This window comes from Bradyrhizobium sp. USDA 4541 (genome assembly GCF_024171085.1).
In the GTDB taxonomy this organism is placed as follows: Bacteria; Pseudomonadota; Alphaproteobacteria; order Rhizobiales; family Xanthobacteraceae; genus Bradyrhizobium; species Bradyrhizobium australafricanum.
The window spans coordinates 1,068,189-1,081,339 of sequence record NZ_JALJZF010000001.1; the positions used below are offsets into that span (position 1 = coordinate 1,068,189).

At 63.2% G+C, this 13,151-nt stretch carries 12 protein-coding genes; 7 read left to right on the forward strand and 5 right to left on the reverse strand.

Annotation, left to right across the window (positions count from 1 at the left end; genetic code table 11):
• Positions 1–250: 250 nt before the first annotated feature.
• The 3 genes from J2R80_RS05085 to J2R80_RS05095 form a co-directional block, all read right to left on the reverse strand.
• Positions 251–2,197 (reverse strand): glycosyltransferase, encoded by a 1,947-nt coding sequence (locus J2R80_RS05085; protein WP_253638119.1) that lies wholly within the window; start codon positions 2,195–2,197, stop codon positions 251–253.
• Complete coding sequence (locus J2R80_RS05090) at positions 2,194–3,549, reverse strand: HlyD family efflux transporter periplasmic adaptor subunit (protein ID WP_253638120.1); 1,356 nt, start codon at positions 3,547–3,549, stop codon at positions 2,194–2,196. The genes J2R80_RS05085 and J2R80_RS05090 overlap by 4 nt, the downstream gene beginning before the upstream one ends.
• A 387-nt stretch (positions 3,550–3,936) precedes the next feature.
• Entirely contained in the window at positions 3,937–4,203 is a 267-nt protein-coding gene (locus tag J2R80_RS05095) for a hypothetical protein (protein WP_057015418.1), read from the reverse strand.
• 368 nt (positions 4,204–4,571) lie between these two features.
• Here J2R80_RS05095 and J2R80_RS05100 point away from each other — a divergent pair, with 368 nt between their 5' ends.
• From J2R80_RS05100 to J2R80_RS05115, 4 genes are all read left to right on the forward strand, one after another.
• Positions 4,572–6,323, forward strand: a complete 1,752-nt coding sequence (locus J2R80_RS05100; protein WP_253638121.1) for a PAS domain S-box protein — start codon at positions 4,572–4,574, stop codon at positions 6,321–6,323.
• Positions 6,317–6,991, forward strand: coding sequence for a response regulator transcription factor (locus J2R80_RS05105; protein WP_225164063.1), 675 nt, complete (start codon positions 6,317–6,319; stop codon positions 6,989–6,991). The genes J2R80_RS05100 and J2R80_RS05105 overlap by 7 nt, the downstream gene beginning before the upstream one ends.
• Before the next feature lie 102 nt (positions 6,992–7,093).
• Positions 7,094–7,468 (forward strand): response regulator transcription factor, encoded by a 375-nt coding sequence (locus tag J2R80_RS05110; protein WP_076824638.1) that lies wholly within the window; start codon positions 7,094–7,096, stop codon positions 7,466–7,468.
• 40 nt (positions 7,469–7,508) lie between these two features.
• Entirely contained in the window at positions 7,509–7,814 is a 306-nt protein-coding gene (locus J2R80_RS05115; protein ID WP_168858260.1) for a hypothetical protein, read from the forward strand.
• A 423-nt stretch (positions 7,815–8,237) separates the two neighbouring features.
• Here the strand turns inward: J2R80_RS05115 and J2R80_RS05120 are convergent, their stop codons facing one another.
• Positions 8,238–8,762 carry a methylated-DNA--[protein]-cysteine S-methyltransferase gene (locus J2R80_RS05120; RefSeq protein ID WP_253638122.1) on the reverse strand — a complete coding sequence of 175 codons (525 nt, stop codon included), beginning with the start codon at positions 8,760–8,762 and terminating at the stop codon, positions 8,238–8,240.
• Between the two features lie 190 nt (positions 8,763–8,952).
• Here J2R80_RS05120 and J2R80_RS05125 point away from each other — a divergent pair, with 190 nt between their 5' ends.
• The 3 genes from J2R80_RS05125 to J2R80_RS05135 all read left to right on the forward strand — a co-directional run bounded on the left by J2R80_RS05125 (position 8,953) and on the right by J2R80_RS05135 (position 12,329).
• Positions 8,953–9,315, forward strand: a complete 363-nt coding sequence (locus J2R80_RS05125) for a DUF1304 domain-containing protein (protein ID WP_083714868.1) — start codon at positions 8,953–8,955, stop codon at positions 9,313–9,315.
• Between the two features lie 203 nt (positions 9,316–9,518).
• Positions 9,519–10,739, forward strand: a complete 1,221-nt coding sequence (locus tag J2R80_RS05130; RefSeq protein WP_225164067.1) for an ABC transporter substrate-binding protein — start codon at positions 9,519–9,521, stop codon at positions 10,737–10,739.
• Positions 10,740–11,102: 363 nt separating this feature from the next.
• Complete coding sequence (locus J2R80_RS05135) at positions 11,103–12,329, forward strand: ABC transporter substrate-binding protein (protein WP_018269220.1); 1,227 nt, start codon at positions 11,103–11,105, stop codon at positions 12,327–12,329.
• A 211-nt stretch (positions 12,330–12,540) separates the two neighbouring features.
• On the opposite strand, the gene J2R80_RS05140 is transcribed toward J2R80_RS05135, so the two are convergent.
• Positions 12,541–12,966: a DUF1330 domain-containing protein gene (locus tag J2R80_RS05140; protein ID WP_016845520.1), complete on the reverse strand. Its 426-nt coding sequence runs from the start codon at positions 12,964–12,966 to the stop codon at positions 12,541–12,543.
• Positions 12,967–13,151: the final 185 nt, after the last annotated feature.

The window sequence follows — 13,151 nt, forward strand, 5'->3', positions numbered from 1 at the left end:
CAACCCCATGCAAAGTAGCCGGCAGTGGCTGGCGTTCGACCAGGCTACTTGACGCGTCGGGCAACTCAGGGATACTCTTCCAATAATCCGAAATTGCGCAGATGCACACTCACCCCTGGGTGCAAATGTCATTTGCGTCCTTCTTTAACGCTTCCACGTCGTCACGGCCGATGGCCTGCGATAGCCCCGCCCTTTCGGGGAGCGGGCGCACCGCCTTCGCGGCCGCCATTCGACCTAATCTCACCGTGCCTTAGCCGAACAGCCGCATCAGCAGGGCCTTGCCGACCGGCGCGGCGCGCACGCCTTGGAAAGCGCGGACATATTCGCCGGCATAGAATGCGCGCACGACATTGACCCGGGTCGCGACCGCGTCCTCGAAGCGGACGCCGAAGCCGTCGCGGGTGCGCCGGACCACAGTCGCGGCGACGTTCTGTCCGTAGACATTGCATTTGATCAAGGAACCGATGGCGGGCGGGACGGGATCGATGAAGCGCGCACCGGAGATCGAGATGTCGGCCATCCGGATCAGCCGCATCTCGCTGTCCTGATGGATCAGGATCGGCTCGTCGCGCTCGAACCGCTCGGCCTTGCGGCGCCGCGGCTGCTCGATGCAGATGAAGCACACGATCGCGAGCACGACGCAATTGTACAGGCTCCAGGCCAGCGCCAGCCCGCCATAGGCGATGTTTTCGCCGCGCAGATGCAGGATGAAGGCGTAGGCGATCGCAAACAGCGTGATCAGCAGGGCGGCACCGTAGAGCCGCAGCAGCGGCCACTCGATGAAGCGGCGGTTGCGGTCGCCGCCCTTGGCCGTCACCTTGAATTTGTGGCCCTGCGGCCTGGCGAGGCCGGTCACGATCGCCTTCAGCACCGCGGGCGCCGCGATGTATTGCGACACGTCGGTCATGATCGCGAGCGAGCGGCCGCGCGAAATCCAGGCCATCGTGAAGGCGTGCCAGACATAGAACGGCAGGAAATATTTTAGCAGCTCGAACAGGTCGGCATGGACCGCCTTGATCCCGAACAGCAGATAAAGCCACGGCACGACCAGGCCGAACACCTTGGTGCCGTAGACCGCCGCCCAGCTCATGAAGGCGTCGACCAGCGACAGCCGGTCCATGAAGGCGAGCTTCGATTGCCGCGAGAACGGCCCGCTGCGGCCGCGGAAGATCTGCATGAAGCCGAGACACCAGCGTCCGCGCTGCGTGATGTATTCCTTCAGTCCCTCCGGCGCGAGTCCGATGGTCAGGCGCTCGTTCAGATAGACCGTGCGCAGTCCCTTCTCCTTCAGCCGCAGTGTGACGAGGTAATCCTCCGTCACCGAATCGGTCGGGAAGCCGCCGATCTGCATCAGGCCGGAGAAGCGGATCAGCGACGAGGTGCCGCAGCAGAATGCCGTGTCCCAGGCATCCTTGGCCGGCATCAGGATATCGAAGAAGAAGCGCTGCTCGTCGGGCCACACATCGGTCGCCGCAAGATTGGTCTGGATCGGATCCGGGTTGATGAAGTGCTGCGGCGTCTGCACGACGCCGACGCTGCCGTCCTGCATCAGGCTCATCGCCCGGGTCAGGAAATCCGGCATCGGGACGAAATCCGCGTCGAGGATCGAGATGAACTCCGGCCGCTCAGCCAGCCCGGAAACGTGCTGGAGCGCATGATTGATGTTGCCGGCCTTGGCGTGGCGGTTGTCCGGGCGGGCCAGATAGTTGCAGCCGAGCTCCTGGGCGAGCCGGCGCAGCCAGAGCCGCCGCCCGTCGTCGAGCACCCAGACGCGGTAGTTCGGATAGTTCAGCCCGGTCGCGCCGATGATGGTGCGCTCCAGGATCGCTTTCTCCTCGTTGTAGGTGCAGATGAAGACGTCGACGAGCGGCGCGTTTGCGGGCAACCTCGATCGGCGCAGGATCGCATTGACCTCAGGCGAACGGTCGATCGTGCGGCTGAGAAACAGTAGCGACAGGCACACCGCGTTCATCGAGGCCGCCTCGGCCAGCATGAAGGGATAGCCGACCAGCGCGTCGGCGGTGAGGCCCGGAGGCGGCAGGGTGTGGGTCACCCGCCACGCGAAATAGTGGACCAGCAGGACGAACGACATGCCGGTCATCATGACGCGGGCCAGGGTCTGCTCGCGGCGGAGCAGGGGCAGGATGGCGAGGCAGGCGCCGAAGGCGACCAGCCCGGGCGCAAATGCCGCCATCATGACTTTGCCACGTCCGCGTTGAACACCACGCGCCCGGTGCGGCCGACCGCGCAATCCTTGCCCGTGGTATCGAGCGCCGGCATCGAGACCGTGACCCGATAGGGTTCCTTGTTCAGCGCATCCGGATTGATCGCAAGGTTCGCGGGCGCGCCCGACGCGCCGGTGAGATTGACGATCTCGCCCTGCAGCGCGGCGCTGCCGTCATTCGGCTCGAAGCTCGCCTGCTCGCCGAGTTTCAGTCCGTTGTAGACGCTCTCGGTGACGTTCGCCGTGACCACCGCGCCGCTGCAATCGAGCAGCTTGAGCAAGGGCTGCCCGGCCCTGACGTCCTCGCCGGGCGACGTCATCATCTCCCAGATGCGCCCGCCGACCGGCGCCTTGATGTCGGCTTCCGCCCGGTTGACGTAGTGCAGCTGCTCGGCTGCGATCTCGTGGGTCAGCCAGTCGATCTCGGCATCGGCATGCGCCAGATCGGCGCGCAGATCGCTAACGCGCTGGCGCATCTCCTCTTCGCGCTGCACGGAGCTCGGCCGGTCATTGTAGCTGTCGCCGAGATAAGTGCCATTCCTTGCGGCGGTGAGCTCGACCTTGGCGGCGTCGAGACGCCGTCGAGCGCCGATTTCGGTCTGCTGCGAGATCGCCTGCTCGCGCGTCAGGCGGGCCATTTCGACCGTCGACACGCTGCCCGACTTGATCAGCGACGACGCCCGCTCGACGGCGGCCACGGCCTCCTCCCGCCGTGCGGCGGCGGCCTCGATCGCGGTCTGGATTTCGGCGATCCGGGCCTCGAGCTGAAGGATGCGGCCGTCACGGAACTGGCCGGCCTGGCGGGCAAGATCCTGTTGCGCCGTCTCGGCGGCCGCAAGCTTGGCGGCCAGACTCGGGCGCTCATTTTCCAACCGCGACATCTGTCGCCGGAGATCATCGAGCCGGGCGCGATCGCCGCGTGCGTTAACGACGTGAAGGATCGCATCGCCCTCGTGAACCACGCTGAGCTGCGTGGATTTCTGCGGCTTCGCGCTCACGGTGCCGTCGATCGGTGAGCGCAAGGTCACGATCCTGGCGTTGACCACGGCCTCCACGCTCGAGGTCTGCAACACAGCCCTGAGCGGCAGCCATCCGAAGACGGTGACGATGGCAAGGCCAATGCCGACCTTGAGCAGGCGGCGAACCATCCGGCCTGAGCCTGCGGGCGCTTCGGGATGGGGAGCGCTATCGCTGGCCGGCTCGTCATGCTCCGGCTGCAGCCGTTCCTGCAGATCGCGCTGCAATCCCCGTGCGCCGTCGGCCTCATTCCTGGTGACGGAATTATTGTCTTCGGGAAGCGGCTTGTGCTGCTGTGCCTGATTCATAATGACCGGCCCCTGATCTGTCAGTGCGCGAACCAACGCACAGCTCTGCAGAGCGATGCCGTTGCCGGACAGATCCAATAATCAGGTGCTTCAAAAGCGGCTAAAGCGAACCGGGCATCTTTCGAAAAAATTGCTGCAATTTGCCGCCGTCGGGAGCCTGGCGCGGGAGCCGCGCCGTCGACCTGCTCCGCCCATCATTGCGGTGCGCCATTGCGCAGCCGAGGGCGTCTGCAGAACTGAGCCCGGAATCCATCAGGGCCGGGGCTAGGCGGGGAATGGATTCCGGGCTCTCACGGAGGCTGTGATCGGACCCGTCTTGCGCGACCCAGGCGTGAGCAGCCAGCGCTTCGGTCCCGGCAGCCTGCCGGACTTGGAATTCAGGGCCGGCTACCGCCCTGAGTCTGGCGCGTCGAATTGCGGCTGCAGCGCCGCCAGGCTCGCTCCCAGCAAGGCCAGGTAGCTGGCCTGACAGACCACCACGCCCAGATCGAATGCGTCCAGCAGATCGATCCACGGGTTGTCGGTCAGCGTGCTTGCTGTTTGCCTGCCACCAACGATAACGGAAGGCTGGAAGCTGCGATCGCGTCTCTGAGGCCTTGCCTCGTGGTCGACGTCGTCGGAGCAAACGATCAGATGCAGGCGCGCGCTGGGCATTTCAATCTCCGTCACTGATTGGCGATTGCTGAACCCCGGAAATCTCTGCCGTCGTCGAGTTACCCAATAAGCGTAGTCACCGGGATGGAACGGGCCATTGAACGGAGGTTGATCCGACCGTTACATTCGGTGGGGACGACTCATACTTGAGTTTAGGTCGCAACCTGGACCTGAGCGCGCTCAACGGCTTCGCTTTCTGCGCGATCCCACGGGCGTGGACCGCCAAAAAGGCCGGCGTCATCCCGCCCGGGCGGCAAGAAAGCTGCTAATATACAGTCTATTGGGAGGGCGACGTTGTCGCCGCTGATGGTAGCAGTCACCTAGCGACGCAGCGCGGCCCATGATGATGGCCAAGTGCTGGGCTGCCGATGATCCGCGACCCGACCACGAAGTCCTGGTCGGCCGAGCAATGGCTGCTCGGCGGCATGGTGCTGGCCTTGGCGGCAACCTGCATCGGGCTGTTGCTAGGTTCGCAGCCGGCAGCTTCCGCCCATCTGGTTGCCCTGGCGCTGCTCGTCGCGTCGCTGACCGCCGCATTGCTGATGATCCGCCTGGTGGGCCGTTCGCAAAGGCGGATGGAAGCCATGTTGCGCGGCCGAGCCAGCAGCGAGGAGCGCGCGATGGAGGCGCTGCGCAACAGCGAAGCGCAATGGAAGGAGGTATTCGAGCACAACCCGGTCATGTACTTCATGGTCGACGCAACGGGGCTCGTGCTGTCGGTCAACACGTTCGGCGCGGCGCAGCTCGGCTACACCGTCGACGAACTGCTTGGACAATCGGTGCTGCGGGTCTTTGCCGCCGAAGACCGGGACATGGTCCAGCGCAACGTCGCGGCATGCCTCGACAACATCGGCCAGACCCACAATTGGGAAATCCGGAAGGTCCGCAAGGACGGTTCACGGATTTGGGTTCGTGAAAACGCCAAGGCGGTGCGGCGGCTGGGCGATCAGCTGATCGTGCTGATCGCATGCGAGGACATCACCGAGCGCAAGCACGCCGAAAATGCGCTGCAGCAGAGTGAAATGTACCTGACCGAAGCCCAGCGATTGAGCCACACCGGCAGCTTCGGCTGGCACGTCGCCAGCGGCGAGATCATCTGGTCGGAAGAGACGTTCAGGATCTTCGAATTCGACAGAGCTCCTTCCATCACACATGCCACGGTCCTGCAGCGCGTCCATCCGGATGATCGCGCCCGCGTGCAACGGACCATCGACCGCGCCTCGCTCGACGGCAAGGACTTCGAGCACGGCTACCGATTGCTGATGCCCAATGGGGCGATCAAATTTGTTCACGCCAGGGCGCATGCGGTGACGAATCTTTCGGGCGACACCGAATTCATCGGAGCGGTCACCGACGTGACCGCCCGCAAGCGAGCCGAGGCGGAGTTGCACGAAGCGCAGACCAACCTCGCACACGTCACGCGCGTGACGGCGCTCGGCGAGCTCGCCGCATCGATCGCCCATGAAGTGAACCAGCCGCTTGCCGCCGTGGTCACCAATGCCGCGGCATGCCTGCGGTGGCTCAACCGGGCGGCCCCCGATCTGAACGAAGCTCGCGGCGCGGTCAGGTCGATCATCAGCGACGGCAACCGGGCGGGCGAGGTCATCCAGCGCGTTCGCGCGATGGTGAACAAGACGACCGATCAGAAGGCGCCACTCGACGTCAATGAAGTCATCAACCAGGTGATCATCCTGGTGCAGCATGAACTGCAGCGCCACCATGTATCCTTGCAGCTCGACCTCGCTCCCGCGCTCCCGTCTGTCGTTGCCGACCGTATCCAGCTGCAGCAGGTCATCCTCAACCTGGTCCTCAATGGCATCGAGGCCATGCAGCCGGTCACGGACCGGCCGCGGGAACTGGTGATCCGGACGCGACATGACGAGGTCGGGCAGATCGTGGTCACGGTCACCGACTGCGGCGTCGGAATCGCGACCGAGAATGCCGAACGGCTGTTCGACGCCTTCTACACCACCAAGGCCCGCGGCATGGGAATGGGGCTGTCGATCTGCCGATCGATCGTCGAAGCCCACCGAGGCCGCCTGTCCGTGACCGGAAATAGCGGCCCCGGCGCGACATTCCAGTTCACCTTGCCACTGCACGAAGAGGATCATGCATGGTGACCGGGCGCGCGGCATCGCCTTCTGGTCTGGCAAACGCCGAGGATCCCATCGTCTTCGTCGTCGACGACGACGCATCCGTGCGGGACGCGCTGAGCAATCTGTTCCGGTCGGTCGGCTTGCGGACCGCAGCATTCGGCTCGGCCCATGAATTTCTGCAGCGCAAGCCTCCGGATGTCCCGAGCTGCCTGATCCTCGACATCAGGTTACCGCGGGTGAGCGGGCTGGACTTTCAGGGGGAGCTGGCGAAGGCGGGCATCGATATTCCGATCATCTTCATGACCGGCCACGGCGATATCCCGATGACGGTCAGGGCCATGAAGGCCGGCGCTGTGGACTTCCTGACCAAGCCATTCCGCGATCAGGACATGCTGGATGCCGTCACGACGGCGATCGAGCGCGACAGGAATCGTCGCGATGAGGCCAAGGTTCTTGCCAACCTGCGCGCCGCCTTCGCGACCCTGACGCCGCGTGAACGCCAGGTGATGACGCTCGTCACGGCGGGGTTGATGAACAAGCAGGTCGCCGCCGAAATCGGTGTGGCCGAGATCACAGTGAAGATACACCGCGGGCACATCATGCGGAAAATGGCGGCAAAGTCGTTACCCGATCTGGTCAGGATGGCACAGATGCTCCAGATCGGACCGGCAGCCGGCGGGGCGCAAACCTAAGTATGATTCTCCGGCCCCGATTGGCGACGCACTGTGGTCCCCACATGATGCACACGCCAGAGGCCCTTCCGGCCCGGGATAACCTCCTTGCCCAACCCGCCAGTGATATCAATCATCGACGATGACATGTCGGTTCGCACCGCGACCGACAATCTCGTCAGGTCGCTAGGCTACGCGGTCGAGACCTACGCGTCGGCCGAGGAATTTTTGCACTCGCCCCGCCTGAATGACACATCCTGTGTGATCGCGGATGTCAGGATGCCGGCCATGAGCGGGCTCGACTTGCAGAGCCACCTGATTGCCAGCGGACACCGCTTTCCGTTCATTTTCGTCACGGCGTTCTCGGTCGAAAGCGATCGCGTCCGGGCGCTGAAGGCTGGAGCGATCTGCTTTCTGAGCAAGCCCTGCGACGGGGACGTCCTGATCAAATGCCTCGATACCGCCCTCAGGCAGCACAGCGCGGCGCCGGGTGCGTGAGTTGGATCAGCCGTGACCAGGCCGGCTATACGCAAGGATGATGCCACAAAACATCTGGACAAGTTGCGCATGGACGGCGGCGGCGCGAGATTTCGCATCGTCGTCCTTCGGGAAGATCGACGGCGAGGACAGCACCAGACATTTTGATTGGCAAATGGCAATTCCTCGGAGGGAGGTCGCCATGCGTGCGGAACCGCGCTGCGCCCAGTGTGACAGCGAAGAGCCCAAGATCATCTGTTTGCGAAATCCGGCGGGCGAACGCTACTGCGGACGCCTCTGCCTCTACAAAGGCCAGGAGGACTTCATCCGCTGGCTTTGGCGCGCGAATGCGGAGGCAGCGTCATGACAGCTCGTTGCGGAAATCCGGCCTGCAAGCGGCCTTTCGGGCTGATCCGGCATAATTGGTATTTTGAGCAGTTTTGCTCGACGAAGTGCCGCGAGATCCACAAGCGGCAGCTGGAGCGCAACAAGGCCTATTGGAAGTGGCTGTATCCCTTCCCCAGAACCGGCGCCCCATCGAAAAAGCCGATCTGACGACGTTGGCCAACAACGCGCAAGGAGTCTCACATGACGACGGTCGATGCGATGCTGGTAGGAGCGATACTCGCGTGGGTGCCTTCGCTCGTTGTGTTCCTCTATATCGTACGCGATCTGCGCAACATGCCCCGCGAAGATCTCGACTGATCGCCGCACCGGCGGCCGAAGCGGATTGCTGGATCGTTATCTTGACGCGCTTCTTCACGCGAACCGGTTCCCGCTCGAAATCACTCTAGACCTCCACGCCCTCGTGGCGCAGCAGCCAGCGCTTGCGCTCCAGCCCGCCGCCATATTTGACCAGTGAGCCGTTGGCGCCGATCAGGCGATGACATGGCACGACGACGCTGATCGGGTTGGAGCCGTTGGCATGGCCGACCGCGCGCATCGCATCCGGCGCGTTCAGTTTCGCCGCCAGCGCGCCGTAGCTCATGGTGGTGCCGTGCGGAATGTTCGGCAGCGCGTGCCAGACCTTCTGCTGGAACGGCGTGCCGGCGACGCGCCATTCGACATCGGTGAGACGATCGAGATCGCCCTTGAAGTAATCGCCGAGCGCCTTGCGCATCGCAGCCGGCGCGTGGCCGTCCCGCAGCGTCACGGCGCCATAATGCAGCCGCAGCAGGTCGAGCATGCGCCCTTCATAATCGTCCCAGTCGAGCGCGCGCAGCACGCCGTCATCATCGGTCACCAGCAGCGCGGTGCCGATCGGGGTCTTGAGGCGGTCGAGGTTGAAGGTCTGTGGAGTCCTGCGGTCGGCCATTGTCATATCTCGGGCAAGCAGATCGGCCAGCATACAATTCACCGCCCGCATGCTAGCGTCCACCCGAATTCTGGGTAGAGCGTTTTTCGAGCGAAGCGGAGACCGGTTCGCGTGAAGAAAACGCGCCAAAACAAGAATCTTGAGCTTCGATTCTGATTCAATCAGAACCGAAGCTTTGGGGGGCCGCAATATGTTGTTGCTTGGCAATGTTCTGGTCGCGGTGGTGGCCATGCTGCACGTCTATTTCCTTGTGCTCGAGATGTTTCTCTGGACCAAGCCGCTCGGGCTGAAGACGTTTCGCAACTCGATCGAGAAGGCAAACGATTCCGCGGTGCTCGCCGCCAATCAGGGGCTCTATAACGGCTTCCTCGCCGCCGGACTGATCTGGGGCCTCGTACATGGCAATCCGGCCTTCGCGTTCCAGATCAAGACATTCTTCCTGCTCTGCGTGATCGTCGCCGGTGCCTATGGCGCCGCCACCGTCAGCCGCCGCATTCTTTATGTGCAGGCGGCTCCCGCTGCGTTGGCGCTGATCCAGCTCTGGCTGGCCTAAAGCGCGAGCGCGCTTTTGTTTTCTTGAGCATGATCCGCTCGGAAACCGCTTCACAGTTTTCCGGATCATGCTCAAACGCGACATCGCGCGCAGGGTGCATCGTCTTGCAATGGCCCAGCCGTTCCTCCATCATCCCGTGCAACGGTGACATCCGCCGGCCTGAGCTTGCGGACAAGATCACCGGCAACAGGGAGGTCACGGACATGAGAAGCGTGCAATTGCTCGCTGCGACGGCGCTTGCGATCGCGTTGTCGGTTACATCGGCCACCGCGCAGAAGAAATACGACATCGGCGCGACCGACACCGAGATCAAGATCGGCCAGACCGTGCCGTTCTCCGGCCCCGCATCCGCCTATGCCGGCATCGGCAAGACCCAGGCGGCGTACATGAAGATGATCAACGATCAGGGCGGCATCAACGGCCGCAAGCTGAACCTGATCCAGTATGACGACGCCTATTCGCCGCCGAAAGCGGTCGAGCAGGTACGCAAGCTCGTCGAGGGCGACGAGGTGCTGTTCACGTTCCAGATCATCGGCACGCCGTCGAATGCGGCCGTGCAGAAATATCTGAATGTCAAGAAGGTGCCGCAGCTGCTCGCCTCCACCGGCGCCTCGCGCTTCTCCGACCCGCAGAACGCGCCGTGGACGATCGCGTTCAACCCGAACTACCAGTCCGAGGGACGCATCTACGCCAAATACATCCTAGCCAATCACCCCAACGCCAAGATCGGCATCTTCTACCAGAACGACGATCTCGGCCGCGACTACATCACCGGCCTGAAGAGCGGACTCGGCGACAAGGCCGCCAGCATGATCGTCGCCGAAGTCTCCTATGAACTGACCGACCCGACCGTGGACTCCCAGATCGTCAAGTTGAAGGCCGCCGGCGTCGACCTGCTCTACGACGCCTCGACGCCGAAATTCGCTGCGCAGGCAATCCGAAAGGTCGCCGATCTCAACTGGAACCCGGTGCACATCCTCGACATCAATGCGAGCCCGGTGTCGGCGACGCTGAAGCCGGCCGGTCTCGACATCTCCAAGGGCATCATCTCGACCAATTACGGCAAGGACCCCGCCGACCCGCAATGGAAGGACGATCCCGGCGTGAAGGCCTATTTCGCCTTCATGGACAAGTATTATCCGGAAGGCGACAAGCTCAACACCGTCAACACCTACGGCTACTCGACGGCCGAGCTCCTGATCCAGGTGCTCAAGCAGTGCGGCGACGACCTCACCCGCGAGAACCTGATGAAGCAGGTGACCAGCCTGAAGAAGTTCGTGCCGAGCCTCGCGCTGCCGGGCATGTCGATCACGACGGGGCCGAACGACTACCGCATCAACAAGCAGATGCAGATGATGAAGTTCAACGGCGAGCGCTGGGAGCTGTTCGGCCCGATCATCGAGGACACCGGACCGGCGGGCTAGCCGCGGTCGGGACGAGACTCCACTCCCTCTCCCCGTCCTTACGGGGAGAGGGTCGGGGTGAGGGGCACTTCCGCGCACCGCTGCATTACTCCCCCTCGCCCGCATCGCATCTTCGATGCGATGCGACCTCTCCCCGCAGGCGGGGCGAGGTAAAGCGGGCCCCAACCCTCGCGCCGCTCCACCCACCTTTTCGCAACGCCCCCTACTTTGGTTGACTGAAATCGCTCACCTTTTCGGCAGCGCTCGTCTTGCGTTGCAATAACGGTTCCTCCAGTATCCCGGCCCAGCGATGGCGACCGCGGGACCTTGAACCCGCGGACAAGATCATCGGCCAACCATCAGTCACGTGAGGGAAACAGCATTATGAGGAACGGGATTTTTCACCTGGTCACGGGAACGGCGCTCGCGATCGCGCTGTCGGCAACGTCGGCCTTTGCGCAGAAGAAGTACGATCCCGGCGCGAGCGACACCGAGATCAAGATCGGCCAGACCGTCCCCTTCTCCGGACCGGCCTCTGCCTATGCCTCGATCGGCAAGACCCAGGCGGCCTACTTCAAGATGATCAACGATCAGGGCGGCATCAACGGCCGCAAGATCAACCTGATCCAGTATGACGACGCGTATTCGCCGCCCAAGGCCGTCGAGCAGGTTCGCAAGCTCGTCGAGAGCGACGAGGTGCTCTTGACCTTCCAGATCGTCGGCACGCCGTCGAACGCCGCCGTGCAGAAATATCTCAACGCCAAGAAGGTGCCGCAGCTGTTTGCCGCGACCGGCGCCTCGAAGTTCACCGACCCGAAGAACTTCCCCTGGACGCTCGGCTTCAACCCGAACTACTTCGTCGAAGGGCGCATCTACGGCCAGTACATCCTGAAGGAGCATCCCAACGCCAAGATCGGCGTGCTCTATCAGAACGACGACCTCGGCAAGGATTATCTGAACGGCATCAAGGCCGGCCTCGGCGACAAGGCCGCCAAGATGATCGTGGCCGAAGCCTCCTACGAGGTCTCCGACCCGACCATCGATTCCCAGGTGATCAAGATCAAGGACGCCGGCGCCGACCTGTTCTTCTCGGCGTCGACGCCGAAGCAGGCGGCGCAGGCGATCAAGAAGATCGCCGAGCTCGGCTGGCACCCGATCCACATCGTCGACATCAACGCGACATCGGTCGGCGCCGTGCTGCAGCCGGCCGGCCTGGAAGCCTCCAAGGGTCTGATCAGCACCAATTACGGCAAGGATCCGGCCGATCCGCAGTGGAAGGACGATCCGGGCATGAAGCGCTATTTCGACTTCATGGCCAAGTACTATCCCGACGGCGACAAGAACTCGAACTTCAACACCTATGGCTACTCGACCGCCCAGTTGATGGTGCATGTGCTGAAGCAGTGCGGCGACGACCTGACCCGCGACAACGTGCTGAAGCAGGCGACCAACCTGAAGAATGTCGAGCTCGACATGGCGCTGCCCGGCATCAAGGGCAACACCGCGCCGAACGACTATCGCGTCAACAAGCAGCTGCAGATGATGCGCTTCAACGGCGAGCGCTGGGAGCTGTTCGGCCCGATCCTCGAGGACGCCGGCCCGGCCGGCTAGTCGGTTCGCGCAGGTTTGAAATGCAATCGGCGGCCTCCAGGCCGCCGATTTGTTTGCGGGGATGTCCTATCACCGTCACCCTGGGGAGCGCGAGGCGCGTCTCGAAGGGTCGACGGCCGCCAGCGGGGCCGTGCATGCTTCGAGGCTCGCTCCGCTCGCACCTCAGCATGACGGGGATGGAGATCGCCGCGACCCATCGATTTTTACGCGCCTACTTCGGAATCTCGCCGAAATTCTTCCCCACCGGCAGCACGGCATGGCGGATCAGGCGGGAATCGTCCACCGCGGCCTGGCGGTGCTTCACCGCCTCGCGATAGACCGGATCGCGGATCATCTCGACGAAGGCGGCGACGCTTGGATATTCCGCGATGAAGCAGTGATCCCAGCGCTCCTCCTGCGGTCCGATCAGCATCAGCTCGAAGCGGCCTTGCCAGACGATGCGGCCGCCGAGCCGTTCGAACACCGGCCCGCTCTCGCGGCCATACGCCGCATAAGCCTCCGCGCCGGTGGCCTTGCGGCCGTCGGGATAGGCGGCCCATTCGCGCAGGCGCACCAGGTTGAGCATGTGGATCGGGCCCGGCCGGTTGTTGTCCCGGAACTGCGCGAAAACGTCCTTGGTCGGATCGATATGGCCCATGCGGTGCTCCTTCGTTTCTTGTTCCCTAGCGCGATCGCTCTATCGCGCTCTTCCATCCTGTTTGAGCATGATCTCCGCGCAAACGCTCCGCGTTTGTCGCGAGGGAAAACCGGTGCCCACTTTTCCTGATCATGCTCCTTATGTAGCACGCGCTGCCTCACCTCCTAATGCCCCGTTAAGCTTTG

Excerpts from the sequence above, each read along its gene's own strand:
- J2R80_RS05085 (WP_253638119.1), bottom strand. The coding sequence starts at position 2,197 with ATGATGGCGGCATTTGCGCCCGGGCTGGTCGCCTTCGGCGCCTGCCTC.
- J2R80_RS05090 (WP_253638120.1), bottom strand. The coding sequence starts at position 3,549 with ATGAATCAGGCACAGCAGCACAAGCCGCTTCCCGAAGACAATAATTCC.
- J2R80_RS05095 (WP_057015418.1), bottom strand. The coding sequence starts at position 4,203 with ATGCCCAGCGCGCGCCTGCATCTGATCGTTTGCTCCGACGACGTCGAC.
- J2R80_RS05100 (WP_253638121.1), top strand. The coding sequence starts at position 4,572 with ATGATCCGCGACCCGACCACGAAGTCCTGGTCGGCCGAGCAATGGCTG.
- J2R80_RS05105 (WP_225164063.1), top strand. The coding sequence starts at position 6,317 with ATGGTGACCGGGCGCGCGGCATCGCCTTCTGGTCTGGCAAACGCCGAG.
- J2R80_RS05115 (WP_168858260.1), top strand. The coding sequence starts at position 7,509 with ATGCCACAAAACATCTGGACAAGTTGCGCATGGACGGCGGCGGCGCGA.
- J2R80_RS05120 (WP_253638122.1), bottom strand. The coding sequence starts at position 8,762 with ATGGCCGACCGCAGGACTCCACAGACCTTCAACCTCGACCGCCTCAAG.
- J2R80_RS05125 (WP_083714868.1), top strand. The coding sequence starts at position 8,953 with ATGTTGTTGCTTGGCAATGTTCTGGTCGCGGTGGTGGCCATGCTGCAC.
- J2R80_RS05130 (WP_225164067.1), top strand. The coding sequence starts at position 9,519 with ATGAGAAGCGTGCAATTGCTCGCTGCGACGGCGCTTGCGATCGCGTTG.
- J2R80_RS05135 (WP_018269220.1), top strand. The coding sequence starts at position 11,103 with ATGAGGAACGGGATTTTTCACCTGGTCACGGGAACGGCGCTCGCGATC.
- J2R80_RS05140 (WP_016845520.1), bottom strand. The coding sequence starts at position 12,966 with ATGGGCCATATCGATCCGACCAAGGACGTTTTCGCGCAGTTCCGGGAC.